This is a genomic window from Tenuibacillus multivorans (assembly GCF_900103915.1).
Classification (GTDB): Bacteria; Bacillota; Bacilli; order Bacillales; family Alkalibacillaceae; genus Tenuibacillus; species Tenuibacillus multivorans.
Map to the genome: position 1 here is coordinate 74,551 of NZ_FNIG01000004.1, position 26,249 is coordinate 100,799.

35 protein-coding genes and 1 pseudogene are annotated in these 26,249 nt (G+C 36.0%); 26 read left to right on the forward strand and 10 right to left on the reverse strand.

Translation table 11 applies throughout. The annotated features are described in order from the left end of the window. The first annotated feature begins 2 nt into the window (after positions 1–2). From BLP77_RS07455 to BLP77_RS07485, 8 genes and pseudogenes are all read left to right on the forward strand, one after another. Positions 3–596 (forward strand): hypothetical protein, encoded by a 594-nt coding sequence (locus BLP77_RS07455; RefSeq protein ID WP_093856501.1) that lies wholly within the window; start codon positions 3–5, stop codon positions 594–596. A gap of 91 nt (positions 597–687) precedes the next feature. Beyond that, on the forward strand, positions 688–837 hold the full coding sequence (locus BLP77_RS15805) for a hypothetical protein (RefSeq protein WP_176752992.1): 150 nt from the start codon (positions 688–690) through the stop codon (positions 835–837). A gap of 31 nt (positions 838–868) precedes the next feature. Continuing rightward, positions 869–1,141: a GNAT family N-acetyltransferase gene (locus tag BLP77_RS07460; RefSeq protein WP_093856502.1), complete on the forward strand. Its 273-nt coding sequence runs from the start codon at positions 869–871 to the stop codon at positions 1,139–1,141. Between the two features lie 148 nt (positions 1,142–1,289). Then, positions 1,290–1,613: a nucleoside deaminase gene (locus tag BLP77_RS07465; RefSeq protein ID WP_245686824.1), complete on the forward strand. Its 324-nt coding sequence runs from the start codon at positions 1,290–1,292 to the stop codon at positions 1,611–1,613. Positions 1,614–2,345: 732 nt separating this feature from the next. Next, positions 2,346–3,175, forward strand: a pseudogene (locus BLP77_RS07470) (VanW family protein). Between the two features lie 52 nt (positions 3,176–3,227). Further along, positions 3,228–4,208 (forward strand): C45 family autoproteolytic acyltransferase/hydrolase, encoded by a 981-nt coding sequence (locus BLP77_RS07475; RefSeq protein ID WP_093856503.1) that lies wholly within the window; start codon positions 3,228–3,230, stop codon positions 4,206–4,208. A 339-nt stretch (positions 4,209–4,547) separates the two neighbouring features. Beyond that, on the forward strand, positions 4,548–5,912 hold the full coding sequence (locus BLP77_RS07480; protein ID WP_245686825.1) for an MDR family MFS transporter: 1,365 nt from the start codon (positions 4,548–4,550) through the stop codon (positions 5,910–5,912). A 91-nt stretch (positions 5,913–6,003) separates the two neighbouring features. Beyond that, on the forward strand, positions 6,004–6,288 hold the full coding sequence (locus BLP77_RS07485) for a hypothetical protein (protein WP_093856505.1): 285 nt from the start codon (positions 6,004–6,006) through the stop codon (positions 6,286–6,288). Here BLP77_RS07485 and BLP77_RS07490 read toward each other — a convergent pair. Both BLP77_RS07490 and BLP77_RS07495 read right to left on the reverse strand, forming a co-directional pair. After that, complete coding sequence (locus BLP77_RS07490; protein ID WP_245686826.1) at positions 6,257–7,579, reverse strand: YjiH family protein; 1,323 nt, start codon at positions 7,577–7,579, stop codon at positions 6,257–6,259. The two genes, BLP77_RS07485 and BLP77_RS07490, sit on opposite strands and share 32 nt — an antisense overlap. A 112-nt stretch (positions 7,580–7,691) precedes the next feature. Then, positions 7,692–8,156 carry a DUF2269 family protein gene (locus BLP77_RS07495; protein WP_093856507.1) on the reverse strand — a complete coding sequence of 155 codons (465 nt, stop codon included), beginning with the start codon at positions 8,154–8,156 and terminating at the stop codon, positions 7,692–7,694. A gap of 141 nt (positions 8,157–8,297) precedes the next feature. Here BLP77_RS07495 and BLP77_RS07500 point away from each other — a divergent pair, with 141 nt between their 5' ends. Both BLP77_RS07500 and BLP77_RS07505 read left to right on the forward strand, forming a co-directional pair. Beyond that, a complete protein-coding gene (locus tag BLP77_RS07500) occupies positions 8,298–9,017 on the forward strand; it encodes an RNA polymerase sigma factor (protein WP_093856508.1) in 720 nt (239 codons plus the stop codon). A 12-nt stretch (positions 9,018–9,029) separates the two neighbouring features. Beyond that, a complete protein-coding gene (locus BLP77_RS07505) occupies positions 9,030–10,007 on the forward strand; it encodes a hypothetical protein (RefSeq protein ID WP_093856509.1) in 978 nt (325 codons plus the stop codon). A gap of 26 nt (positions 10,008–10,033) precedes the next feature. Here BLP77_RS07505 and BLP77_RS07510 read toward each other — a convergent pair whose 3' ends face one another. Continuing rightward, complete coding sequence (locus tag BLP77_RS07510; protein ID WP_093856510.1) at positions 10,034–10,759, reverse strand: EcsC family protein; 726 nt, start codon at positions 10,757–10,759, stop codon at positions 10,034–10,036. A gap of 135 nt (positions 10,760–10,894) precedes the next feature. On the opposite strand from BLP77_RS07510, the gene BLP77_RS07515 reads away from it, so the two are divergent. Next, complete coding sequence (locus BLP77_RS07515) at positions 10,895–11,290, forward strand: VOC family protein (RefSeq protein WP_093856511.1); 396 nt, start codon at positions 10,895–10,897, stop codon at positions 11,288–11,290. 73 nt (positions 11,291–11,363) lie between these two features. Then, positions 11,364–11,573 (forward strand): hypothetical protein, encoded by a 210-nt coding sequence (locus BLP77_RS07520; RefSeq protein ID WP_093856512.1) that lies wholly within the window; start codon positions 11,364–11,366, stop codon positions 11,571–11,573. Positions 11,574–11,814: 241 nt separating this feature from the next. On the opposite strand, the gene BLP77_RS07525 is transcribed toward BLP77_RS07520, so the two are convergent. Then, positions 11,815–12,123 (reverse strand): TIGR04104 family putative zinc finger protein, encoded by a 309-nt coding sequence (locus BLP77_RS07525; RefSeq protein WP_093856513.1) that lies wholly within the window; start codon positions 12,121–12,123, stop codon positions 11,815–11,817. 141 nt (positions 12,124–12,264) lie between these two features. Here BLP77_RS07525 and BLP77_RS07530 point away from each other — a divergent pair, with 141 nt between their 5' ends. Next, the gene (locus BLP77_RS07530; RefSeq protein ID WP_093856726.1) at positions 12,265–12,777 is read left to right on the forward strand and encodes a GNAT family N-acetyltransferase; all 513 of its coding nucleotides are present in this window, start codon (positions 12,265–12,267) and stop codon (positions 12,775–12,777) included. Between the two features lie 403 nt (positions 12,778–13,180). On the opposite strand, the gene BLP77_RS07535 is transcribed toward BLP77_RS07530, so the two are convergent. Continuing rightward, positions 13,181–13,747: a hypothetical protein gene (locus BLP77_RS07535; protein ID WP_093856514.1), complete on the reverse strand. Its 567-nt coding sequence runs from the start codon at positions 13,745–13,747 to the stop codon at positions 13,181–13,183. Between the two features lie 258 nt (positions 13,748–14,005). Between BLP77_RS07535 and BLP77_RS07540 the strand changes: the two genes are divergently transcribed. After that, complete coding sequence (locus tag BLP77_RS07540) at positions 14,006–14,383, forward strand: hypothetical protein (RefSeq protein ID WP_143001410.1); 378 nt, start codon at positions 14,006–14,008, stop codon at positions 14,381–14,383. Between the two features lie 29 nt (positions 14,384–14,412). Here BLP77_RS07540 and BLP77_RS07545 read toward each other — a convergent pair whose 3' ends face one another. After that, positions 14,413–14,637, reverse strand: a complete 225-nt coding sequence (locus BLP77_RS07545; RefSeq protein ID WP_093856516.1) for a hypothetical protein — start codon at positions 14,635–14,637, stop codon at positions 14,413–14,415. Positions 14,638–15,175: 538 nt separating this feature from the next. On the opposite strand from BLP77_RS07545, the gene BLP77_RS07550 reads away from it, so the two are divergent. Beyond that, on the forward strand, positions 15,176–15,475 hold the full coding sequence (locus BLP77_RS07550) for a hypothetical protein (RefSeq protein ID WP_093856517.1): 300 nt from the start codon (positions 15,176–15,178) through the stop codon (positions 15,473–15,475). 131 nt (positions 15,476–15,606) lie between these two features. Next, positions 15,607–16,164 carry a DUF4352 domain-containing protein gene (locus BLP77_RS07555; RefSeq protein ID WP_093856518.1) on the forward strand — a complete coding sequence of 186 codons (558 nt, stop codon included), beginning with the start codon at positions 15,607–15,609 and terminating at the stop codon, positions 16,162–16,164. 114 nt (positions 16,165–16,278) lie between these two features. Here the strand turns inward: BLP77_RS07555 and BLP77_RS07560 are convergent, their stop codons facing one another. After that, the gene (locus BLP77_RS07560; RefSeq protein WP_093856519.1) at positions 16,279–16,491 is read right to left on the reverse strand and encodes a hypothetical protein; all 213 of its coding nucleotides are present in this window, start codon (positions 16,489–16,491) and stop codon (positions 16,279–16,281) included. A 117-nt stretch (positions 16,492–16,608) separates the two neighbouring features. Between BLP77_RS07560 and BLP77_RS07565 the strand changes: the two genes are divergently transcribed. The 3 genes from BLP77_RS07565 (at position 16,609) to BLP77_RS07575 (ending at position 18,401) form a co-directional block, all read left to right on the forward strand. Beyond that, positions 16,609–17,097: a hypothetical protein gene (locus BLP77_RS07565; protein WP_093856520.1), complete on the forward strand. Its 489-nt coding sequence runs from the start codon at positions 16,609–16,611 to the stop codon at positions 17,095–17,097. A gap of 124 nt (positions 17,098–17,221) precedes the next feature. Beyond that, a complete protein-coding gene (locus tag BLP77_RS07570; protein WP_093856521.1) occupies positions 17,222–17,890 on the forward strand; it encodes an HAD family hydrolase in 669 nt (222 codons plus the stop codon). Between the two features lie 148 nt (positions 17,891–18,038). Then, a complete protein-coding gene (locus tag BLP77_RS07575; protein ID WP_093856522.1) occupies positions 18,039–18,401 on the forward strand; it encodes a hypothetical protein in 363 nt (120 codons plus the stop codon). An 80-nt stretch (positions 18,402–18,481) separates the two neighbouring features. Here BLP77_RS07575 and BLP77_RS07580 read toward each other — a convergent pair whose 3' ends face one another. Further along, positions 18,482–19,486: a 3-oxoacyl-[acyl-carrier-protein] synthase III C-terminal domain-containing protein gene (locus BLP77_RS07580; RefSeq protein WP_093856523.1), complete on the reverse strand. Its 1,005-nt coding sequence runs from the start codon at positions 19,484–19,486 to the stop codon at positions 18,482–18,484. A 134-nt stretch (positions 19,487–19,620) separates the two neighbouring features. Between BLP77_RS07580 and BLP77_RS07585 the strand changes: the two genes are divergently transcribed. After that, positions 19,621–20,019 carry an HIT family protein gene (locus BLP77_RS07585; protein ID WP_093856524.1) on the forward strand — a complete coding sequence of 133 codons (399 nt, stop codon included), beginning with the start codon at positions 19,621–19,623 and terminating at the stop codon, positions 20,017–20,019. Positions 20,020–20,045: 26 nt separating this feature from the next. Here BLP77_RS07585 and BLP77_RS07590 read toward each other — a convergent pair whose 3' ends face one another. After that, positions 20,046–20,516: a GNAT family N-acetyltransferase gene (locus BLP77_RS07590; RefSeq protein WP_093856525.1), complete on the reverse strand. Its 471-nt coding sequence runs from the start codon at positions 20,514–20,516 to the stop codon at positions 20,046–20,048. Positions 20,517–20,833: 317 nt separating this feature from the next. Between BLP77_RS07590 and BLP77_RS07595 the strand changes: the two genes are divergently transcribed. The 5 genes from BLP77_RS07595 (at position 20,834) to BLP77_RS15620 (ending at position 23,630) form a co-directional block, all read left to right on the forward strand. Continuing rightward, positions 20,834–21,685: a hypothetical protein gene (locus BLP77_RS07595; protein WP_147034611.1), complete on the forward strand. Its 852-nt coding sequence runs from the start codon at positions 20,834–20,836 to the stop codon at positions 21,683–21,685. Positions 21,686–21,829: 144 nt separating this feature from the next. Further along, a complete protein-coding gene (locus BLP77_RS07600; protein ID WP_176752993.1) occupies positions 21,830–22,489 on the forward strand; it encodes an SIMPL domain-containing protein in 660 nt (219 codons plus the stop codon). 98 nt (positions 22,490–22,587) lie between these two features. Then, a complete protein-coding gene (locus tag BLP77_RS07605) occupies positions 22,588–22,965 on the forward strand; it encodes a hypothetical protein (protein ID WP_093856528.1) in 378 nt (125 codons plus the stop codon). 123 nt (positions 22,966–23,088) lie between these two features. Continuing rightward, the gene (locus BLP77_RS07610) at positions 23,089–23,352 is read left to right on the forward strand and encodes a type II toxin-antitoxin system Phd/YefM family antitoxin (protein ID WP_093856529.1); all 264 of its coding nucleotides are present in this window, start codon (positions 23,089–23,091) and stop codon (positions 23,350–23,352) included. Then, positions 23,349–23,630 (forward strand): type II toxin-antitoxin system RelE/ParE family toxin, encoded by a 282-nt coding sequence (locus BLP77_RS15620; protein ID WP_176752994.1) that lies wholly within the window; start codon positions 23,349–23,351, stop codon positions 23,628–23,630. The genes BLP77_RS07610 and BLP77_RS15620 overlap by 4 nt, the downstream gene beginning before the upstream one ends. Here BLP77_RS15620 and BLP77_RS07615 read toward each other — a convergent pair. After that, positions 23,560–24,159 carry a restriction endonuclease gene (locus BLP77_RS07615; protein ID WP_245686827.1) on the reverse strand — a complete coding sequence of 200 codons (600 nt, stop codon included), beginning with the start codon at positions 24,157–24,159 and terminating at the stop codon, positions 23,560–23,562. The genes BLP77_RS15620 and BLP77_RS07615 overlap by 71 nt on opposite strands. A gap of 144 nt (positions 24,160–24,303) precedes the next feature. On the opposite strand from BLP77_RS07615, the gene BLP77_RS07620 reads away from it, so the two are divergent. After that, a complete protein-coding gene (locus tag BLP77_RS07620; protein ID WP_176752995.1) occupies positions 24,304–26,151 on the forward strand; it encodes a sensor domain-containing diguanylate cyclase in 1,848 nt (615 codons plus the stop codon). The last annotated feature ends 98 nt before the right edge of the window (positions 26,152–26,249 follow it).

Below are 26,249 nucleotides of genomic sequence, written 5' to 3' on the forward strand. Positions count from 1 at the left end.
ATATGAAGTCGTTAATTGATAATTGGAGAACTATTTGCATAAAGAAAAACTTTATAGGAATCGGATCGACAAGAAAGGTTTATCGCATGAACGACCGTGTCATTAAGGTACATTTAAATTCATTGGGGTATCATCAATCTAGGCGTGAATACGAAATTTATAATGATTTGATTGGTACTGAATTTGCTAGATTGCTTGCGCCGATTGAATATGTGGATAAGAATATCTGTTTACAGAAATATTATCGAGAGGTTCCAATGCATCATAATCAATCCTTTGATATCCAAAAGCGGTCTGGAAACTGGTCTATTCCAAGAAACTATGAAGCTACCATTAAGCTTTTAGATGAGGTATACGATGCATTTGATCTCAAGGATAGCAGTAATTATGGAATCGACGAACGCGGTGAACTAGTTTTAATTGATTACGGCATGAGTAAGAAGATCTATGAGAGTCAATGGGTTCCTAAAGTAGAAAATGGAGAGATTCCTCAGATTGAGTTTTCTACTTGTGAACAATGTGGAGAAAAGAAAGAAATTCGAGTCTATGGAGAAAATGATTCGGATATTCGCTGTGTCGATTGTGGGAAAGAATGAAAAACATGCTCCTAACTTTAGCTAATGATACTAATCAATACACCTTTTTTGTTAAAATGGATAAAAGGAAATCTAAAAGGAGTTATGGTAAATGAAGTTTGACGGTAAAAAACTGGTCTTAACGATCATTATCATTATCGTGATTATGAGTGTAGTTACATATGCCATTTTTAATTACTTAGACCGAAACGAATATATTGAAGAGATGGGGATGGCATGGGTTCAAAATGGCATACTGTAAAAATCGTAATTCAAACAAAGGAGTGCTTTTAATGGAAATCAAACAAGATGACAAAGGTTTTTATGTCGGTAAACCAGGAAATAAAGATGCAGAAATTACATTTGTGGATAAGGGAGCAAACACGATTGAAATTGATCACACTGAGGTTTCGGAAAAACTGCGTGGTGAAGGTGTAGCAGGAAAGCTTGTTCAGTCTGTCGTGGATTATGCGCGGGGAAATGACTTGAAAATTACAGCAACTTGCGAATACGCCAAGAAAAAGTTAGGGCGAACCGATGAATACAATGATGTTTATATCGGGTAGAAAGGGGACAGTTTGATGTATCAGTAAAAGTTCCTAAAACAAGCCATTCAACTAGCACAAGAAAATGTCAAATCAGGTGGACGTCCATTTGGAGCGGTATTAGTTAAAAGATGGTGAAGTCATTGCAACAGGTGTTAATGAAACGTATGTGACGCATGACATTACCGCTCATGCAGAACTACTCGCAGTACGCCGTGCCAATGAAAAACTACAACCCCCTTTTTTAGAAGGGACAGAAATGTATGCTAGTGGTCAGCCATGTCCGATGTGCATGGCAGCTATGCATTCAGCTAATGTCGACAAAATTTACTTTGCTTATTCGTATGAGGATGGTGAACCATACGGGCTTTCTTCAACTCATATATTAGAACAGTTAAAGAAGCCGACAGACCAGCAAACAATAGAAATTAAGCATGTAACGCCAAGTGATGTTGACGAACACCCTTATGAAATGTGGATTAATCAATCATAATCTGACGCAGGTTTTTACCTGCGTTTTTAATTTTGTCATAATGTGTCGATTCCCCATATTTCTGATAATTTCCCCATAAAAAAATTAAATTCCCCATAAATTTAATATTTTCCACGTAAATACATGAAATTTCCCCATAAAAACATGGATATTTGATAGGATATGAAAAGTCGCATTATAATTATCTTGATTCAAGATAATTTGAAGGGAGCTTTCCTTATGACAGATAAAAAGACTAATGGGGAACACCACATTACTGCGATCGCGGGAAATCCCCAAGAAAACGTAAGTTCAAGATAAATAAAATTACCGGCATGTCCGGTAATTTTTTGTCCTATAAATTATTCATAATATTAATATTATTGGTAAAATTGATATAAGTTATTTTACCAGGGAGATTATCATGCTATCTAAACTTTGCTTCTTTGTCTGAATTACATTTCATTTGCATACCTTGTAGATTTATTTACCCGCAAGAAATTCAACATAAAAGAAAAAAGTCCTTATTTCAGTTTAGATCTGGACAAAGAACGAAACAAGAAAAAATTCAATATGATAGTTGCCATTGTTTCTCTTTTGCTCAGTACAATTCAGTTAATACAACTCAATATCAATCTAACCAGATTAGAAGGAGCACATTGTAATCCTTGCTCAAACTGTTGGCTTCACATTATTTTTTTGGTTTTTAGTTACAATCGGTTATTTTGATACTTTCTGAGAAAGGTAGATTGCATGAATATATTAAAACCAAAACCAAGAGGACCACTCAGAATTTACGCTGGTAAAAAGTATTACCGGTTAAAACGTTACTTAATTTGGTATTTTGGGGATGAAACCTTTGCGAATGCTAAAGAAGAGAAGCTCCCACACCACATTCATAAACATTCATCTCTATTATTAAGAGAGCTTAAGGATGTTGATATGTGGTTACAGCATAACAAAATAAAAAACCTCGAGATCGCGACCCAAAAATTAAATAAAATTACAATCCATCCCGGAGAAACCTTTTCTTATTGGAAGCTACTTGGGCCTACTACCAAAAGAAAAGGCTATGTCGAAGGAATGGTACTTCACTATGGGAAAGTCACGACTGGAATTGGAGGCGGACTTTGTCAACTGTCGAATTTGATTTATTGGATAACCCTACATACACCTTTAACCGTTACGGAACGGTATCGACATAGTTACGATTTTTCCCTGATTCAAATCGAAAACAACCGTTTGGAAGTGGCGCGACATGTGCTTATAACTATCTTGACTTACAAATAAAAAATGAAACTAATCACAGCTATCAACTGCTGACCTATTTAACCGATACACATCTAGTTGGTGAGTGGCGAGCTGAAGTGCCAAAAATCCACACTTACGAGGTTTATGAAAAAGATCACCGTATTACTCAAGAATTTTGGGGTGGTTATGTTCGGCACAATCAAATCAATCGAAAAGTATTTAACCTTGAAGGTGAACAAATTGATGATGAATTCATCACAGAAAATCATGCGATTATGATGTATAACCCCATGTTGGGATACGATGAAAAAGTGGTAGATTCAAAAGAATGAATATTTTTCGATGCTATGTACCGTATTAAAAGAACGGAAGGGGATAGGATGAATGAAACCAATTGAATTTTTAGATGTATCTGGTGATTATTATGAAAATGGAAAGATTCTAGGACAGTACTTTTGCAGCTCCAAAGATTTTCAAAAAATGCTTGAGGAATTTAACGCGATAGACCCATTAAACCAAGATCCGGGTGAAATTAAACAAGTCCTCAATCAATACTGTCCGCAGTTATTAGATGAACTAAAAGGTATCAAAGATGGTATGGGGATTACAGAAGAAGAAGCATTGAAATATTTTGCCGGCTACGATACGCCAAAGCTTGAAATGGGTTGTACGAGTTTTATGACGGAGGAATATTATGTGCGTAATTATGACTTCAGTCCAGCTATCTATGATGGCGTGTTTATCGTTCAAGAACTAGATAATAGTTGGATAACTGGGAACTCACAACTCATATTAGGTCGTTTAGACGGAATGAACCATCACGGACTAGTTGTTGGACTACATTTTGTCAATAACGAACCGTACACAAAAGGTTTTCTATGCTCGACCATAGTACGAATCGTATTAGAGGCTTGCCAAAACGTTGAAGAAGCTATTGAAACATTAGAAAAACTGCCGCATGCGGCAAGCTATAACTATTCATTATTAGACCGTTCAGGGAATTTTGCTGTATTTGAAGCGACGCCCGATGGTCATCAAGTCAGACGTGGGGAATCTTATTTGACGTGTGTGAATATGTTTGAAACTGATACTATGGACTCATATAACCGCGAGTTTACTAAAACTTCAACAGACCGACTAAAAGCACTCGCAGATTATGATGAAGCGACCCCTCCAGAAGAATTACATCAACTTTTTAGCAATCCAGAATCACCGCTGTTTTATACTTATTATGAAGAATTTTTCGGTACACTTCATACGGTCACATACTTGCCTAAACATAATCAAATCAGGCTAACAGCAACAGGGAAAACACATGACATTCGTATGAAGGAATGCGGCTTTGAAGTGACCAACAAATCATAGGAAGAAGGTTAATATATGAAAGAAAAATTAATTAGAGTAGGGACTAATGTAGAGATGTCATCAACATGGTACGAAGAAAAGCTAGGCGCACAAATTAACTACAGAGTTGTTTAAAAAGTAATAATTAAATTGAAAAAAGTTCTGGCTAATGCCAGAGCTTTTTCATATGTCATCATAATTGGCTCATAATAATTTTATAATCATTTTTAAAAAAATCCTTCGCAAAACGAAATAAAGTTTGTTATGATTATATGTTAGTGACTCAAAAAGAAGGAAGGAAAATTATACATGGCAAAAGATTATGAACAACGAGGAGCAAATATAAAAAGAGGACCTCTTATGGCCGTGCTAATTTCAGGAGCTTTTGTCGCTATACTTAACCAGACGCTTCTAGGGACAGCACTTCCAGCCATTGCGGAGTCTCTTGAGATAAATTATGCTGCTGCACAGTGGCTACAATCCATATTTATGCTAGTAAATGGAATTATGATACCAGTTACTGCCTTTTTAATTGAAAGGTTTACCACTAGGGGACTATTTTTAACAGCGATGGGTTCCTTTGCAATCGGTACAGTTCTATGTGCAATCGCCCCTACATTTTCACTTTTAATGGGGGGAAGGATACTCCAGGCTGCCGGTGCCGGGATCATGTTACCACTAATGCAGACTATCATGTTCTTAGTTTACCCTATAAATAAACGAGGTTCTGCTATGGGGCTATTCGGGCTAGTGATTGCCTTTGCACCAGCGATAGGACCAACTTTATCAGGTTACCTAGTCGAGCATTTTGTATGGCGAAGCGTATTTTATGTCGTGTTACCAATCGCGATTATTGATATAATTGTCGCCTATTTTATATTAAAAAACGTTACAGAGCGTACATTCCCAAAAATGGATCCTCGCTCAATCATTTTGTCTACTTTAGGTTTTGGAGGATTATTGTACGGATTTAGTATTGCAGGTAACCCACAAACAGGCTTCTTTAGTACAAATGTAATGGTATCTTTAGTTATTGGAGCAATAACATTAACTTGGTTTATACGACGTCAACTTAAACTTGAAACACCAATTCTCGAGTTTAGAATTTTCAAGTATAAAATATTTACCCTTACAACGGCTATTGGTATGGTGGCGTTTATGTCTATGATTGGTGGGGCTGTTATCCTTCCAATTATGATGCAAGATATGCTTGGTTTTTCACCACTACAGTCAGGGCTAATGCTTCTTCCAGGTGCTGCGTTGATGGGGCTTATGAACCCTATAACAGGTCGCTTGTTTGATAAATTTGGTGCACGCTATTTATCTATAATAGGACTTTTATTAGTGGTTGTAACGACATTTATGTTCACGAATTTAACACCTAATACGAGCTTCACTTACCTTGCAGTGGTCAATGCTGCTCGTATGTTTGGTATTGCTATGGTAATGATGCCTGTTACAACAGCAGGTTTAAACCAATTACCGAATAAACTCATGCCACATGGAACAGCTATGAATAACACCATGCGCCAAATGTCAGGTGCTGTTGGAACGGCATTACTTGTTTCAGTCATGACAAGTCAAGCGCTTGATGGAAGTGTCCAAGGACAACTCCATGGTGTAAACGTATCGTTCATTGTTGCTGCTATTTTGGCAATTGTAGGATGGATTATGGCATTCTTTATAAGAAATTCACGACCAACTCAAGAACCAGTTAAATATTAATTGAAAGCGGTTCTCCCCCACAGAATTGATCTGAGGGGGTTTTTAATACAGTCGTTATATTTGGTTAATAAATATATAGGTTACTCAGTGTATGGTATTGGGTATTCATATTGTTTTTTGGGGACTCCATGCTTTGATTGGGGAATCAGCTATTGTGATTGGGGAATTAACACACGTTATTGGGTGGAAAATAGCATTCAATGGGGAAAAAACAACAAAAATAGGGGATTCAACCAGGGGGATAGGGCACTCAAGCTATCAGATTGGGGATTCAGCACCTGACATTGGGGATTTAAACAAATTCCTACAAAAAAACTCTTGGGAACTGATCCCAAGAGTTTTACTTAAAATAGAAAGTGTGCAAATAAGATTATAACAGGTAGTGTAATCAACGTCCGTAATAGGAAAATTACGACTAATTTTGTGAAATTAACGGGTACTTTCGAAGCGAGGATGACGCCCCCTACCTCTGATAAATAAATCAACTGGGTAACACTTAATGCCGCGATAATAAAGCGTGTCATTTCGCTGGCAACATCACCTATTAGGAGTGCAGGTAAGAACATATCGGTAAATCCGACTAAGATCGTTTCAGCAGCAGCTGCAGCTTCAGGTATCTGTAAAAGTTCCAAAATAGGCACGAACGGTGCACCTAGCCATGTGAATAATGGCGTGTAAGTTGCAACGATTAAACCTAACGTACCAATAGCCATAACAATGGGTAAAACACCGAACCACATGTCCATGACGTTTTTCGTACCTTCCTTAAAGAAGGATCGGATACCAGGTGATTTTTCTGCACGATTAATCGCTTGTTTATATCCCCAAGTAAAGGCATTGTATCCACTTGGAATACTTTCATCGACACCTTCATTTTTCTCAGTATAGTACGTATCTGGAATACGTGATAAAGGTGGAATGCGTGGCATAATAATCGCTGCGACAAGACCAGCTGCAAGAATGGTTAAATAGATTGGCAAGAACATATGCATTAAACCAACCTGTTGAACGACGACAATCGTAAACGTAATCGAAACAACCGAGAATGTTGTTCCAATAACGGCAGCCTCACGTTTGGTATAATAACCATCTTCGTACTGTCGACTTGTTAAAAGAACACCAATCGTTCCGTCACCTAACCATGATGCTAGGTTATCAACAGTTGAACGTCCAGGTAATGTAAATACTGGGCGCATGATTTTAGTGAATAAAGCACCAATGAATTCTAGTAAACCATAGTTTAATAAGAGTGGTAAAAAGAAGGATGCAAAAAAGAATACGGCAACTAAGGATGGCATGAGATCAATAAGAATCGTACCACCCGTGTCCATTGAATAGAATCCTTCCCATATAATTTCAAAATAAGTAAAAATGATAAAGAACATCCCGACAATGCGGACGGTTAACCAAAATCCAGATACGTTAAATACTGAACCGATAAATGAATTATCAGGAAAGCGGTTAGGCATTAATTTTGCAACAATAGACATAAGTGCCGAAATCGTTACTAATATTAGCGCAATGATGTATATTGAATCATCTAATAGATTCAATAATTCTTCAGCTAAAATAGCAACCGGTACGCTTGATGAGTCTTGATATGGGACCGGTGTAACAAATAAGAATAACCCGATTAAAGATAAAACTATAAATTTAAATTTTGACAACGTAATCCCCTTCTTTTTTGTATACTTATTTACGAAAAATCAATATTTATACAATAACATGAATTGTCCATTCAATAAAGAGTCTCTTTAATAAAACGATAGTTTTTTGATTTTAAAGCCCAGATGGTTTTACAATCATAAGAATAAAGATTAACAAAATTAATGTTGATGTAATCCAGTAACAGTGATTGATCATGGTAAATGATTGACGGTATTTTGATGGAAGAGCATCTAGCCTGGCCGTATTGGGATCGGCCAAATAACTGCGAAGCTTTTTTAATTTAGGTCCAACTAAGCCCATTACGATGGTAAGTATGATGATGTATAAGATGAGTGATCCTAATAACCATAGCTGTGAAAATTCCCCGTAGTCACCCATTACATACAATATGAACCCGGTTATAACTGCTAGGATGCCACCTATCTTAGAGAAAACCTCAAGCTTTTTCACCGTACCAAGTGATGTTCGAAGCTCTGCCACACTTTGTTCTTTTCTTAATAACACATGCCCAAAAAATGTCGGACCAATACCGATAATCGCTGTTAACACATGCAAAACAATTATAAATTGAAACAACTCACTCCACCTTTCCGAGAGTTGACAAACCTTCTCATTAAAATATAGTTAAAATAAATTAAAAAAATGACAACAATCATGATAGATTTCTACTATTAATGGCATCAGTATATTAGAACGGTAAGGATAGGGGGTGTTCAAATGTTGCTCGACGATCGAGCTAATGAAACGTTAATAGATGATATGATACATGATGATGAACTCATTTCCCGAGCTAAACAAGGTGATCCAGAGGCTTTTGGTGAACTGGTCAGTCGTCATCGTGCTAAGGCTTATGGATGGGCGAAAAAGATGACCTATGACTCATATTTAGCGGAAGATATTGTACAAGAAGCCTTACTACAGGCCTTTTTAAAAATTTCAACCTTAATAGATGCAGAGAAGTTTATCGGATGGTTCCATCGCATTGTACAAAATCAAGGCCATATGAAGCTAAGGCGAGGAGGTCCATATGCTAAAGAACAAATGTTTAGTTCGTTTACACAAAATGAAGATATCGATTGGCATAATATTGATCATATTCTTTTTCAGTTAAACCAATCAATCGAAAACAGACCGACTGATAATCCCGTTGAGCAACTGATACGAAAAGAGACGATTCAAGGTTTAATGGAATTACTTCGATGTTTAACTGATCGAGAGCGAACGATTTTTGAACAATTCTTTTTTGAGCAATTATCACCAAAAGAAATCGCTGAACTTTTTCAGACAAAGGTGAGTAATGTGTATAACGTCATTTCAAGGTCACGCCAAAAGCTAAAGCGTGAGAGGATTCGGATTGAAATTAAGAATTACGTTGAAGTTCGTGGAAAAAAAGGATTACCGTCAAAGCGTATTTTGGATCAGTCAAAATTAATTTAAAGGAGCGATTCAATGCGAGAATCAAAAACAATTAGTAGCTGTGAGGCTTTTCTATCAAGTTGGTCTTCGGCAGGAACATCGATCTACAATTCTACACGATTTCTAAAAGATGATTTAACATTAGTAGAAGTGATGGGCTATACCGGTCACGCCTTTCGCATTAATATTAATGCCGCGGATGTAGATGTTGCCGGACCAACGGGATATGATTGGGGGAGTTTTTTTAGTAAGGGTCTTAAGAATATTGGTTTTACTTGTCAATCTGTTCGTACGGATCATCACACACCTCCGACACCAAATGAATTGAAGGAAGCCCTGTCTTTAGTGCAAACAAGTATCGATAAAGGTGTTCCAGTAATTACTTGGGATTTGTTTATTCCGGAGTTTGGGAATATATACGGTTACGATGATGAAAAGCGTGAACTAATGGGTAAGGATCCAAATGGTGATGGTCCGTTGGCTTATGAAAAATTAGGTCGTGGTCAAGTTAATGAACTTTTTGTCATGACATTAGATGAACCATTTGAGGTCGATCAGAAGACCATGTTAAAAGGGGCATTAGAGCTTGCAATAGACCATGCCTATCAGAACGAACATGCTAACGAGACGCCACCATATCAAAATGGTTTAGTAGGTTATGATGCATGGATTCAAGCGTTTGAAAAAGGAGAAGTCAGTGACTTTGGCAATGCATACAATGCCGTGGTAGTTTATGATGCAAGAAAGTTTGCGGCTCAGTTTTTTAGAAAAATTGAAGAGGAATGGCTTGATCATGATGTTGTGAAAAGTCTCGCTGGTCAGGTAGCTCAGGAGTATCAAAAAGTGGCCGATCACTTAGGGGAGCTTGTTTATCTCTTTCCATTTCCACATGGAGGAGATCCCAATAATCCTAAGAATGCTCAGTTTGCGATTGAACAGTTGAAGCAAGCAAAAAAATATGAAACTCAAGCTACTGAAGGGTTAGAAAAAATGAAAGAGGTATTATCTTAGAAGGTGCTACGTGCGCCTCTTTTTCTTCAGTAGTCTTTAGGAGCCTCTTTTAATAAACGCATACGATAAGCATTCATAGCTGTTTCACCTAGTTGATCGAGAAGATTATAATTCGCATAAGCCCCTATGACTGCCCCGAATCCTGGAATTAATTGTAGCATTTTGACAAAATCGATATAGTCTCGATACTCCTGTTGAAAAACATGCCAATCCATGTCAACAAGTGTATCCTTATGTTCTTCCCAATTTTCGATAATGTTGAACGTTTCGCGGCGTTTTTCATCATTAGAGAAAGCTAGCTGGAAGACGTGTAATATGAATAAGCGCTCCTCATATTGATTTGTGTCGTATCCATAAACAGCCGCTACATCAAAGAGGAACTTCATTTTGACCGACAAAAGTAACGGAAAATCTGCGAGGCCGAGGAAAATCCCACCAGCACCGGTACCAGCACCCTCAGCGGCTGCTGTTTTTTTGTAGTTTGATAGCTTTTCATTCAAAAGCTTATCCCGTTCATATAAAGTCAAATCATTATATTGATGTTTTTTGGTCGTGATGTTAGAGCCTGTTAATGTTGCTTTCACCATGCCCTTAATTCCTTCGGTAATCACACGATGAGCTTTTTCCGGAATCATACTATTCACTTTATTTTGCGCTTTTTTAGTTAAACCTTTAACGAGGCCTGATTTTTTGAGTATTTTCTTTCGCCAATCCCGTATTTCATCTATGACCAACATATTATATTCATTCATTTTCTTCACCCTTATATTGTTATCCTATTATATTTTAGCATATGCATATCATGATTTATTAAATTTCAATAAAAGGAAATTTGTACCTTTTTGTAGAACATATTTAGTAGGTAACAATTCGAAGGAGGAAATGTTATGGTTTTTGAGTTAACAATTCAGTTTAGAGTATCCGATTTTAAGGAAGGGCGGAAGTTTTATGAAGGGTTCTTCCAACGTGAACCGGACTTTGTTCCTCACGATGGTATTGCCGAGTGGGAAATAATCCCGGGCAGTTGGCTACAATTGGCTGAAGGAACACCTGCAAAAGGAAGTGGCCCACTTCGATTAGGTGTAACAGATATTGAAGCAGCTAGAGATAGAATGGTCAATGATTTTGGTGTTAATCATTTTGAGTTTAACTCAAGAGAAGAAGTACCTGTAAAATGGGCAACTTTTGTTGATCCATGGGGGAACGGGCTAGGATTCTTTGAATACTTGGATAAAGTGGAAGAAAAGGAACGGATTAAGGAGATATTAGGTGAATCGGTATAAAGTAGATCATGATGATTATAGTTTTTTGTGATTTAACCAATTTGGATAATTAAGAACTCGGAGGGGCTTAAATATGCTAATAGCTACAAACTGGTATGACTGGATCACACCCACGACACCAATGGCTGCAATCATAACTGGAATCGTGTTCTCCATACTTATAGCTTTACTCGTTTGGATGGAACAAAGAGAATGGAGGGCTTCCTTAGCATTTACAGGGATGGGTGCAGGCGTTACCATTCTTGTAACAGGTGTTTTAGAAATGATAGGGTATTTTGGGTAACTTTATAAAAAATATAACCCAATCATGATTTTCCTTTAACATGTTTAAAAAACTTGAAAAAACCCCGCTTTACCCTTTATCTGTGATTATTAATACAAATAATGCACTTATAATCGTTACAATGATTAAAGCAATTATTATAGACATAAGTTATTGCCCCTCAACTTATTTATTATCGCGGCCTCGTAGCCTGTAATGACTAATATCATGGTTATCATTTTGAATAAATGAGTTGGCTTAATTACCACATATGAACTTCTTCGCTCGTTAATTCTAGGAAAAACGGTATAATACTTAAATATAGGAAACTTAATAAAACAATCAAAACCAAGGAAGGTAATAAAGATAAATCCAACAAACTAGATCCAACTAAACCTATAAACAAAGGTAGTAGACCCACCATTGATGTCCGCCACATCGAATCTTTTGTTTGGAATTGTGTTTCTCCACAATGCGGACACGATAATCCCTGCTTAAATCCTAACATGGCTTTTTGTGTATCCTTCCATGACCATTCCGTGTGACAATTTTCACATTTTGGCATCGACATGAGACCCCACCCTTGGACAAATTTTAAATCGAACACATACAATTATCCTTATTATAACGCATTTTGTCTACATTTTTTCTAATTTGATGATCTATGATAAAATTAGGAAAACTTTAGAAAATGTTGAAAGGACATCACACCATGATTAGAACTGCAAAAGAGGAAGATATTAGAGCAATTTTAGAAATCTACAATGATGCAATCGTAAACACCACAGCTGTTTACGATTACGAACCTTATAGCTACGAAAACCGTAAACAGTGGTTTGAACAAAAGAAAAAAGCCGGACAACCTTTAATTGTTTATGAAGATCAGGGTAAGATAATTGGCTTTGCTACATATGGGCCATTTCGGGAACGTCCTGCATATAAATACACCGTCGAGCATTCCGTTTATGTCAAAGACCATAGTAGCAGAAAAGGCGTCGGCTCTACTTTATTAAAAGAAATCATCAAGATTGCTAGAGAAAATAAGTATAAAATGATGATTGGTATGATAGATGCTGCCAATACTGGAAGTATTAAGCTACATGAAAAGTTAGGCTTCGAACACGCAGGTACAATTAAAAACTCAGGTTATAAATTTAACCAATGGCTAGATCTAGCATTTTATCAGTTAGAACTACCTGGTCCGAATAATCCTATTGAATCATAGTTTTTTGATGTAGAATCTACGAAAATGTAAAAGACCAGACTATTTTCAAAAAGAACTTCTAACGGATCAGTGGAACAAGAAAGGTTCTGGAGAAGTGGAGGTAGTTTTCTATAGGAGACCTTTACAAGAAATTATAAATGTGACTTCGGAGTATTTTTCTATAAAAAAAGTGGTCGAACCAAGACCCATTGAAAAAATGCAGGAGAAGTCCATGAGAAGTTACGAACACCTTACGAAAAATCCACATTTTCTTATTATCCAAGCGGTGAAAGGTTAAAAGCTTCAGATAGAGGGTGGTGCGTTGTGCAGTGTAAACAAACTATAATGTTGTATAGATAGACTTCTCATATTGCGTTGAATCTACATATGGACACTATATCCTTGATAAGCGAAACGATTTAAGCTACCGATTTAAGTAAAAATCCATCACAAGGCCAATGCCGATTAACATAAAAGATTTAACGTCATCATCTATGAGAGTAATATAATAACCATCATGATTTAACATATTTTCTTTTACCGATTTATAAACCAAAGATCGTTTACGAATGGAAGCGACAGGTCGATCTATTTCGCAATCCATCACTTGAAAATCTAAGGCAGTCCCTGATTCGGTTGTTTCTAACACAATCTCACCATTTGGACGAACAGCTTTCAAACTTGTTTTATTAACACCAAAAGAATACTGGATTGAAGCCAAATACTTTTTATTCTCAGAGAATAAATGAAAATCCTTCGCACGGATACCAGACTGTTTTCGTATATAGCCAAGCACTTGATCGTGTTCATCGACAAGTTCAACATCCATAGCTCGTCCAATAGAATAATTAAAAAGTAAGTATAAAATGTTCTGTAAATGAAGCGGAGCATCTTGTATTTTGCGAACACAACCAACTACTTCTTTATTTACCAATATAGAGTATTTCCCGCCACCAGTTCTCTGTAAAAAGATTTCCCCATAATTAAACATATGATTCCTCCTAAGATGAACTACAACAATTATACCAATTACATCAACTCTACCCACCATACTTTATAAAAATTTCAAAATTTATCTAAATTATTGAAAAATTAGAAGGGATTTAGGAAAATATGTCGTATTATAAAATTTGGAAATACTTGTCGCTCAACAATCAATTAATCTAGGAAAGATGTAATTGATTAAGCCGTTAGGAAGGCCTTCCCCATGAACCTTCCCGAGCAAAATACCTTAAGTGAGGGAAAAACCATGAAAAAAGTTAAAATCCCATCGTTGAACTTAAGAAATTTGATAATGCAAAAGGAGAAAGTTGCTCAAATGGAGCTGTCGATCTTTTATAATGCTTTGGGCAATTTAACCACCAGTGAGCGAGTTACATTATTGAACTTATTGCGTTATTCAGATCAGCAATATCGCTCAGACACCCTACAAAACCGATCAGTTCAATCATTACTAGAAAAAGGATCAGTGGTTCAAATTAAAACCATTGATGATGGAAAAATCCAGGTCCTAATTCTACCGAAAGCTCCGTACATGATGAGAAAATTATTAAAAGATCATCTAATTCAAAACTCAAGCACAGATATTAAAATCCCATACAAGTATAAGACAAATCAACACACGTAAAAACGCGGCTCCCCTAAGCCGCGTTTCCCCTACTTGCAATGTATGACTAGTTCAAATTGATTATAATCTTCTTCTTGACGTTTCACTGCAACATCAATGTTCCGAAACCGAATCCATCCACCATCCCGTTTTAGCTTTCCGATTCCCTTATACGGTGTCTCGCACATTCGATTCGTGTGCATGCACTCCCGATGTAACGTAAAACGCTGTGTCGGCACATCAATATTTACCCAAACCGGCTTTTGACCTAGCATCTCTCAACCCCTTTGCGTAAAATTGTGTACTGTTATTGTATTATCATATGTAAAAATTATTCGTCTTTTACAGGCGAAATGCTTTATAATAAAAGCACCCTACTATTTATTTGTAGAGGTGCTAAGGCGATGGCGCTTGAGTATAATTGAAAATGGGGTAAAACAACACACTACGAGTGTGAATTGACAATTTATGTTTATGTTAATGGCTATCTGATGATGTAAAATTATAACTCATTTATTTTGTGATTGCTCTGCCATAGATGAAAGGAAGGATCTTTCCTGTTCGGTTAATTCTCGTTTTAATTTTGTTCTAAATTCTTTTACCAATCTTTTATACATCTCATCTCTTGAGAGTTTAATGCACTGCCCCACCAGCCCATTCCCCCCTTTTTCAATAATATATGGAAAAAAGCGCCATCACTATTGTATATACCCCAATTATTTGCATACAAAACATATTTCCGTGAATTATTATTCAAATTGATTATATTGTTACTTTATCAGTGCATGGCGTTGATGAAATGAGGGGTTTTTTATGTATAAAAAAGAATTAGAAGCACAAATATTGAAAAGGATTCCTGAACATGAACGTGAAACTTACCGAACGATGCGAAAGTTAAATCGAATAAATAAACAATTACTTTGGCAACTCATTAGAGATTCTAATAAAGAGAATGTAACGATTTATAAAGGGAAGAAAACAGATTTAGAAGTCTTGTTAAATAAACGTTTGATTAGTATTAATAAGGCTTATAAGTCAAAAGGACAAGAAATGAGTTTGTTTGTATTGGTTAGAGCACCTTATTTGATTCGCGTGTTAAAACGAGAATTTTAGTTTTTTGAATCATCAAGGTACTTGCATAAATTACCAATAATATTTCACTTCCCTTTTTATACTTGTTAATGATATATTATTCTTCGTGCATGAAATAAACAGACATCAAGAAAAAAGGGAGGAATTTCACGATGAAAAAAATTATCATGCTTTTATCTATAGTATCACTAGCTATCTTTTTAGCTGCATGTGGAGAATCAAGTGTCGAGCCTGCTGAAGAAGAAGGTAACGATCAACAGGAACAAACACAAGGTGAAGAGAGCGATAGCCAAGAAGAGAGTGAAGAAACAGAAGAAGAAACAAATCAAACCTTCACTGTTGGCGACACCGTTCAATTCGATGACCTTAAAATTACATTATTAGGTGTTAGAGAGGTTAAAGATGACCTCTTCCAACCAGAAAATGACAAATTCATTGCAGTAGAATTAGAAATTGAGAATACTAGTGATGAAAGTACATCAATCTCTACTATGATGAATATGAGCTTAATGACGAGTGATGGTTATGAACAGGATCAGTCATTAATAGATACAAAAGGTAATCTCGATACTGAATTAGGTGCAGGACGTAGTGTTAAAGGAGAAATTGCTTTTGACGCTGAACAAGCCGATTCATATGAATTTATTTTCGAAGATCCTTTCACAAGCGGACAAGCTATATGGCAATTCCAAGCTAGTGAAGTTCAATAAATAATTATGAAGACCCTAAGAGTTACTATTCTCTTAGGGTCTTTATGTATTTTTAAGGTGTTTGTCATTCTGTCGTTTTCTATAACCTAGCAAACAAAGTTGTGTATTCCACAATCATTCGCCTTCACTATGTTTATCATGAATCTTATTAATTTCTATGATGATACAAATTAACAGTCCAACAATAATTCCGAATAGTGTTGTAAAGATTAAATAATTGTTCAAAGTCACAAGAGTGAAGAGTGTTCCAAGAACAAATCCAGCGAGTCCACCCAAAAATATCGAGGTAACAATTCGATATTGTAAATCGGTTAATATATATTTCATCCCATTTCCTCCAAAACGAGTTCTTTTCCTGTATCATTATAACAAAAGAATCAGGAGGAGCTTTGAATGTCTATTATACAAAAGCTTAAACTTAGTTAGTTTAATAACCTAGTTGTGTTGAACGAACCAAAAGACTATGAAGTTTTTAAAGAATATCCGAATGAGCTCTATAAGGGACATGATGCCATTATCGCATTTGTCACAACGTTGGATGAAATGGTTGATTTAACGAAGAAAATTGTTGGTCAAAAGTTGTTAAATGAGAAAGGTTACTTGTTTTTAGCCTATCCAAAAAAAGGGAACAAACGTTATGACACCTATATTCATAGGGATGAAATATTTCCAGCTATGAAAACTAAGGAAGGTTATGTCTTTGACAGTGATGTGAAGTTTGCGATGGTTGTGAGTATGGATGATACCTATACAGTGTTTAGTCTAAAGAATGAGAAAAAGCCTGCTAAGAAAAGTGTAGCCCTAAATGGAACGGGTATAGTGTGGGTTGATGGACTGAAATTTGAAGAAGTTGATTTCAATACACCTACGACCCATATTGATTTAGAGCAATCCTTACAAGATGAACCTGTTAACTTGTCATTTGAAGAATAATGAATATGGATAGTCACCTGATTGTAAGGTGACTATTTGTGTGTTTTAGGGTTTTAAATGCAATTATCCCATTTTATGCTAAAATAGTGACTAAAATCTGAGCATGATACGAAGAGGTGTTAATGTGAGAGTTGTAACGGTCGATTTTGATGGGACATTGTATCAAGGAAATTCGTTTAAAGCGATGTTTGATGTAGCAAAGAAGGAGTATAGTCTGAAACAGTGGTTAACCGTAATTGGTGGAACGTTTAAAGCTTTAGCAAGGTTGGTGAAGGAAGGGAAAGAAGCTGCGAAACATACGTTTTTCCACGCATTTGTCATGTCGATGAAGGGTAAATCAAAGGACGAGCTTAAAACGTTTTTTGATGCACTTGCTCGTAGTGATTTAGGAAAAGTTAATCGTCCTCTCGTTGAAAAGATTAAGCAGCACCAGGCTAATGGCGATCAGATCGTAATTTTATCTGGTGCTCTTAAGCCGTTTTTAGTCGCCTTCACAGAGGTGATTGACCTAACAGATGCTGATATTATTGGTACGGAGTTAAAGTATGATGAGTATAATATCGCTGCTGGACTCATGGGTGAGATTGTAAACGGTGAGCGAAAGGCAGGTGCCGTCCTTGAATGGTTACATAGTCGTGATCTAAGTATTGAAGCCGTCACGTTGTGGGCCTATGCGGATAGTGAAACAGACAGTCCTCTCCTGGATATGGTTGATCACCCGGTAGTCGTTAATCCAAATGAAAATATGGAAAAGTTAGCTCAAGAAAAAGGTTGGCCGGTTTTTGGGAATTAGTGGTTTTTAGAACATTAATATAGGTATATATTCCTCTATAAATTATAAATTTACCAAAAATGTCATACTTTTTTCATGATATTTCGACAAAATTCGTGTATTATTCTATATGGGTAATAATTATAATACAACTTTGGAGGTAGTAGACATGTATAAAATCGACGTAAAAGACAACGAAAAATTATTTTTTGTAAAAGTTGGTGGATTTTTTAAAGATGAAGAGGCCAAACAATTTTTAGATGAATATCTAAGTAAATATGAGAGTATTACTCCGAGTGAGTATGATTTAGTTCTAGATTGCAAAGAATTAAGTGTTTCTGCACAAGATATGGTCCCTGTTTTAAAAGAACGTCTAGAGATGTATGCTTCACAAGGGTTTAATCGAATTTTCTTAGTCAAAATGGATTCAGCTACAGGTATGATGCAGTTAAAAAGAGCTGGTGAAGAAAGTGGATTTTGGGGACAAATTACAGTTGTAGATACAGCAGATGAAGTTGAAGCTGTTAGATAGTTTTAAAAAAGCAACGGATTGATATTCCGTTGCTTTCTTATAATGTGAACCCGTACCCTTGGATTCTCGGTGGGTTTTCTTTAAAGTTTATATAATGAGGCTGCCATACTTATCCCAGCAGATACTGAACAAAATACTAAATAATTCCCCTTAGATAGTTGTTCGTTTTTTAATGTTTCATGAAGTGCCAAGAAAGGGCTAGATGGTCCTGTATAACCAAATCGTTTGGATACTAAAGGAATTTTATTTTCCGGAATATTTAATTTCTCGGCTGTGTTTAATACCTGAGCGTTATTTAATTGGGAGAAAAGGTATTTATCAATGTCATTATTTTTTAGTTCATATTCATTTAGCAGGCCTTCTATCAGTTTTTTCCATTCATCGGCAAAAAAGTCTACACTGTGTGGTAAAAAGGATAAACGTTTATCAGCCTTTGAAATACCGTCTTTTTCAATATTTGAATTACCGACTGCCGGATATAAGAGTTTATCCCATAGTGTAGTATCTGTATAATAATGAGCATCTAAAAACCCTCTAGACTCATTTTCCTCAATTTTCTCAAGTACAACGGCAGTGCTTCCATCAGCCATGCTTGGATAAGTGAATATATTTTCCTCACTTACCATATGAGAACTGAATAATGAAGCAACGACTAAAGCTTTATTGACTTTATTGTTTGATTTCATATAACGTACTATATTATCAATAGCCGTTATAAGCCCGATACAATTAGAATTATAATCATATACAATATGTGCATTTTGGGCACCCAAGCGCTGATTTAATAATAGAGCATTACTTGGAACTGTATATTCCGGAGTTTCTGTTACAAAAACAATCATGTCTAACTCGTCTGCTTTGATATTGGCTTTTGTTAAAGCATTGGTGGACGATTCCACAGCCATCGTTAATGAGTTTTCCTCTTCGTTATCGATTATATATCTATTTTCTCGACCGAAGTGCTCAAGTAATGATGTTACATCTTCCCCTCGTTTTTGAAAATGTTCAATGTAATAATCATTGTGAACCACATTTTCAGGATGATAATTACCTATACCTTTCATGACTACGTTTAAATTCTGCATATAAACCACTCCTATTTCTATGATGTTTATTGTGTGTACGGTCTTTATATCGGCAAAGTATGGTTTCTTTGCAATTTTTGTAGGAATTTGTCGTTTAATATGGAATTATTAATATTGGAGAGGGAGGGATTTCAATGAATAATTGTATGTTTTGTCATACCGAGCTTGTGGAGAATCAAACGATTACCTTAAGTAATGAACATTGCTTATTTTTACAGCTTGATCAATTTCAAGTCAAAGGGACACAGCTTGAAGGGTCTGGCTTGATTGTGCCACGAAAACATCGAGAAGCGGCATTTGATTTAACGGAGGCGGAATGGAATGCAACTTATTCCTTGCTTCAAGAGGTAAAAACTTATATAGATGAAAAGCATCGGCCACATGGATATAATCTTGGTTGGAATTGTGAGTATGTTGCTGGACAATCCATTTTCCATGCTCATTTGCATGTTATTCCGAGGTACGATGACGAGCCTATGGCAGGTAAAGGTATCCGTTATTTTCTAAAAAGTAAAGATAATGTGAGGGCTTAGATAAGGGACTAAGGCTAGTGTTTGCTTTAGTCCTTTATTATCTTTTCAAATATGATCATATCAACTGCTCTGATTCCATTCTCATATATAGGTTCAGGGTATTGCTTAAAAAAGTCTCGTTTGATGCTAGTCAATCTAAAACCAACCTTTTGATAAAAAGCAATATTATCAATACTAGAGTTAGCTGTACCTACAATCATTTTTTCATAAGACATTCTTTTGTATAAATCAAACGATTGTTTAATAACATTTTTTCCGATTCCTTTACCTCTAAATTCAGAATCAAGTGCGATATTCTTTAGTTCGACAGTTGAAGATGAGTGGAAAATAAATAATACGACTCCAGCTAAATTTTCCTCATAATGAACCGTGTATAGATCACCCTTATTTATATACTCATTTATAATCTCTTCGCTTTCATCAGCCATAAGTAAATAATTCATATAGTTTTTCCGATTATTAATCTTAACTTTTTCCAAGGTTATATTTTTAATCATAAGTGATTCCTCTAATCTTTTAGTTGTAATTAATCTAAGTAGGTCGTGAATGATTTAATATTTTTCACCCATTATATCATCAGTGAAATTTGGCATAGGCATATATATCTTATAAATTCGAAAATATTTCATTTTTAACGTCCATTCTTATCCAATTTCTACCGTATAATATATAGTAGGAGTTCTTGCTTAAGGACCTTAGATTGATTTTTACCTAATTTTGCTAATGTTATAGACTTTCGTATTTGTTTTACATAAAATAAGGGTATTGTATATAGACAACATGAACGATTGGGGGAAGTTGGATGAGGTATCTAATGTTGTTATTGTTGTCAATGGCTCTCATAGTTGGATGTCAAGAAGAGAAACCCGATGAGCCAGATGAACTAACGAATACAGAAGACGAACAGGTTGAAGAACCAGAAGAGGAACCGACAAATGAACAAGATACTGAAAATGAGTCAAACGGTTCAGAGAAAGAAGAAAATTTGGACGATGTTAGTGAGGATGAAACTAATCCTGAACCAGAAGAAGACAGTGAGGAAGAATTGGCTCTAACGGTCGATGAAGCACGTGTGATTGTTGAAGAGAATTTAGCACGATCTATTGATATCATGCAACAACTTCAACAGGAGCAGGATTGGGTAGGTATAGTTGAAGATACGGTGGAGTATCACGAAGCCGTGGAAGTCACTAAAACGTATTTAGAGGAGACGATTTCAAGTCACGCAATAGATGAATGGGCTGGCTACTACTTTGAGGAATTTTTCATTTACAATCATTTTTTTGCTGTTTTACAACCTAGTAGTCTAAATACGCGTTTCGATTTAAAAGAAGCAAGCCCTAATCGATTCACATTTAGCTTTATTCAACTTGGTGATGAGGCGTTCAATGAAACGATTCAATACGAAGTATATTATTTAAAGGAAAATAACCAGTGGAAGTTTTCTGGCTATGATGTCGTTGATTTTCAGGAGCCTTTGAATCTAACCTTTGAAGATCTTAAGCATGCTTACATGAATGGGGAAACTCTTGAACGCTTTGAAGGTGAATTAGTCGAAGAATTGGAGCATAATGGTGAACCATATATCGTCATTGATTACAAACATGCGAAAAAAGCGATAAATGTAAACACAGGCTATGATGAGTCTTATATCCTGAATCAATAGGTTTTAAAGTCGTTCTGTTTTTAAAGGGGGGAGCAGAGCGGCTTTTTAATTTTTAGAAATAAAATAGTCTAAATGAGTCATATACCTAACCTATTTTACATGAAATAAAGTAGCTATCATATTTCATGAAAGGTGGTTGGGTTATTGAATTATCCAGCAAATTATGGGGAAAATGGTAAAACTAACAAGCGTGTATTGACGGTCGTTGGAGAGGGGATAGTGACAACAGAACCTAATATAGCGGAAGTTAGTTTGGGAGTTGTAAGGCAAGGCCAAGAGTTAATGCTTGTGCAGCAGGAAAATGCGGAAATCATTCAACAAGTTATATCGGTTATTATGATGTACGGGATCCCGATGGAAAATATCCCAACCATTGAATACACGGTACGACCGGTGTATGAATATGTCGATGGTGAACAGCAGTTTCACGGTTATGAAGTAATGCATTTCCTTCGAATTATAATCTCTGATATTAGTCAGGTTGGAAGTATCATTGACGCTGCGGTTGCAAGTGGTGCTAATCAAATCATGAACATAAACTTCTCTGTGGCGGAGCTTGACCAGTATTATCGTGAGGGGTTGAGACGAGCGTTAAGAGATGCTACTTTAAAAGCTGAAACATTAGCTTCTGCTATAAATGCAAATCTTGATCTAACACCCATTAAAATTAGTGAACAAATTGAAGCTCCCCCGATTATTTATCGGACGTTTGCACAAACTGAAGCCACGGGTGAAACACCGATTGAACCAGGTCAGTTAGAAATACAGGTCCGAATTGAGGCAAAATTCCAGTATGAGAAGTGAGCGCATCCCATCAGCTAAGGTTGATGGGTTTTTATTAGGTAACTTATTGAGAAACTTTATTCATTGTGACACGTCAGTATGGTTAGAGGAGGTTATTTATGTCTACCAAAAAAGTCTGTACTTTATTACTTATGATGGCTATGCTTGTTGCTTGCCAAAATGATAACCTTAATCTTTCTGAAGAGGTGACGCAAATCGAAGTGTATCAATGGGACAGTGGTGAACTGGTCTCGACCATCCAAGACAAAGAGTTTATTGAGAAATTAGTCAATCAACTGGATAGTGCTCGAACTGGATCGACCGCTGATATGGATTTTGCTGCCCCAGATTATCGATTATTGTTTAAACATAATGAAGCGACGTTATTTCAATTTGGCTATTTTAAGGAAACAGTGAGATTAAATGTAAAAGGGCGGTATTGGGATAGTAATGCCAGCGAAATGTATGAAGTAGATATCAAGTTAGCTATAGAATAAAAAAACAGGTGCGATAAAAAAGAAGAGGTAATTTAAGAGGGGATTGCAATCAATTAGGACATACAGCTCTGTTGTTTTGGTATTTTGATAAAATAAAGTTATTATTTAAGAGAGGTGAATATCATGCTAGAGATTAGACCTAGCTCAGATCTTAGAAATAAGTATAATGAAATATCCGCATTTTGCCACAATTATTCCGAACCGGTATACATTACCAAGAATGGTGAAGGTGATTTAGCGGTAATGAGTATTGAAACTTATGAACGGCTTGTTGGAAAGTTTGAGTTGTATAAGCTTCTTGATCAAGGGATGGAGGCAGTAAAAGAAAATAAAGTAAAACCATTTCGTGATACCGTATCAGTAATTCAGAAAGGGCTATCGGAGTGAAGGATTATCATTTGGTCATTACGGAACCTGCAGAAGCTGATTTAAAAGAAATTGCTGATTATATTGCAAATAAGTTACTAGAGCCTTCTACTGCTAAACATTTGATTACAAAAATTTCAGAATCCATTTTTGAATTGGATCAGGTGCCTAAACAGCATGCATTGTATTCCCAAATTGAATTACTTGCGAATAAAAGAGCACCTGTTTTTATGCAAATTCACCGCTTGGCTCATAGACAGTCGATTCCATTCCTTCTAACCAATAGTCGACAAGTGTAATGCCATCAATAAGTTGGATATTTAAGTCTTGGGCGTATTTTTGAGCAGCGTCGGTAAAGGAGCCTGTCGTAATTACATATCCCCCCTTGGCCTCATTTTTAATCATATTCGAATGGATTAAGGCAACGGGTTCAAAGCCAACATCGTGCTTATATACTTTAACCTGTCCCAGATAGATATCACCATCAATATGGTGCTCAAAATCAACCCCATAATCATGACTTTTAGCGGATGTGTAAACGTGACCGTTAAACTTTTTCTTGATAATGTTTCCAACAAAGTCTTCGAATTCAAAAGGAGTTTGTTTGATAAAAAGGGTTGAAGCATTCTCAAATTCTATTTCATCGTCTTCATTTTTATGACGTGGAAAGTTGAAACGGTATGTAAGTCCCATGGCCATCGTCTTTTTTAGATCTTCACCTCTTTCAATTTTTCTAGCAACTAGTCCTTCCTTCTCGCGTTGTTCTTTTCGTAAAAACCACATGAGCACACCGATTAAAATAAGCTGTAAAATAACTAGAAATATCATTAAAATCACCTCATTACCCAATGTGGCCCTAAAAAATGAATAACATACTTTAAAAATTTAAATTAAATGTTAGAATTTTAGATCTCCTTTGGTAAAATAGTACTATGGATGAATTTTTTTGACGACTTGAAGGAAGTGCTGAAAATGAAGCAGACAAAGTGGTTTGTTCTTCTAGGTATTTTTGTTTCGTTTGGTTTGTTTTGGTATGTGAATAGTCAAGATCATACCATTGAAGGCCGTAACGGTGAGTTTAATCTAACTGATGAGGTAAGTTCAGATCAGGATGTTATAACCCTGAATGGTGAGTGGCTATTTTATCCTAATGCATTGTTATCACCACAAGAAGTAAATCAGGAAGGTTATGATGTACGAGTCGTAGAAGTACCCCATTCTTTTACTGAATTTGAATATGGGACTTACCAGACAAGCATCACGTTACCTAAACAAGAATTGGATCAGCTCCAATCGTTTTACATACCAAATCTTAACCTCGCTTATAAAGTCTGGGTTAATGATGAACTTTTGGTAGAAGAAGGAACGGTTTCAGGTAGTCGTGAAACAACCAAACCTGGTAAAGATTCACATGTCATAGATTTTTACACTGAAGAACAGAAGGTGACATTAACCGTTCAAGTATCCAATTTTTATCATCGGACAGGCGGCATTTGGTCTGAAATATTATTTGGTTACCATGAACAAATTGGACATCAACGGATTATGAATCAAAGCTTAGCCTTAGTTGTTTTTGGGAGTTTATTAGTCTTATGGATTTACTACATATATTTATACTTTAAGCAAGGACGAGATCGATATCATTTATTTTTTTTATTAGTTGTTTTGGCATTAATGGTTCGTTTATCACTCGATGGTGAAAAATTTTTCTTTGATTGGTTACCCCATTTCCCATGGCAATGGGCAATGCGATTGGAATACTTGTCATTTATCTGGATCGCACCACTTTTTTCGTTTGCGATTTCTTATATGTATCCGAAGCAAGCAAATTTTATTTATACAAGAATCTATTTTATCGGCGTGATCATAGGGTCAAGTTTTATCCTCTTTACACCAAGCTATGTCTTTACGGAGTATTTAACCGTTTTGCAAGCTACTGTATTGTTTGGGGTTATTTATATCTTCTATGTGATTATTAAAGCTTATCGGGCTCGGGAACGACACGCTTTCATTAATTTAATGGGTATGATAGTTCTGTTATTAACGGGTTTGAATGATGCTTTTTATTATAATGAATGGGTTAATACGGAGCCTATCTTGTCTATTGGATTTTTGATATTCTTATTTATTCAAACGATCATTTTAGCCATTCAGCATGGACATGTTATAGAAAGCTTCAAGGATTCATCAGAGGAGTTAAAACGGTTAAATCAGCAGTTAGAAGAAAAGATTAATGAGAGAACGAAGGCATTAGAAAAGTCACAAAAAGAATTATTAGAAAAGAATCGATTTTTGCAAAAGATATCTTATCTTGATGAACTGACACAAATTCCAAACCGACGTTCTTATATTAACGTTTTTGAAAAGGACATATCTGAGGCTAAAGAAAACGGTGAGTCCATTGCAGTCTTATTGATCGATTTAGACTTGTTTAAAAATATTAATGATCGATATGGTCATCAAATGGGCGATGCATGTCTAAAAATATTAGCGGAACGATTGAATCAGCATTTTATTAATATTGGTGGATTTGTAGCCCGTTATGGTGGCGAGGAGTTCGTTGCAATTGTCAGAGACTTAGATCGGAATCAGGTTCTTGTATCAGCGGAAGATTTAAGGGAGAGTATTCTCAGATTAAAAGTTCCAGGTATCACATCGGAAGAGTTGACCGTCAGTATCGGTGTGACGTATGAAGAGCAGGTGAGTACGCTGGGTAATTTATTAGTTAAACAAGCAGATGAAGCTTTGTATAGAGCGAAAGAATTAGGAAGGAATCGAGTTTGTGTTTATCCTGATGATGTGGAGGGAATACCAGGCTAGGACTTGGTGCTTTTAATTTTTTTGATGAAAATTTTGGATTCTGAAAATTAAAATATGGGCAAAAATTAAGTGTTAAATATGATAAAATGGATATAGAA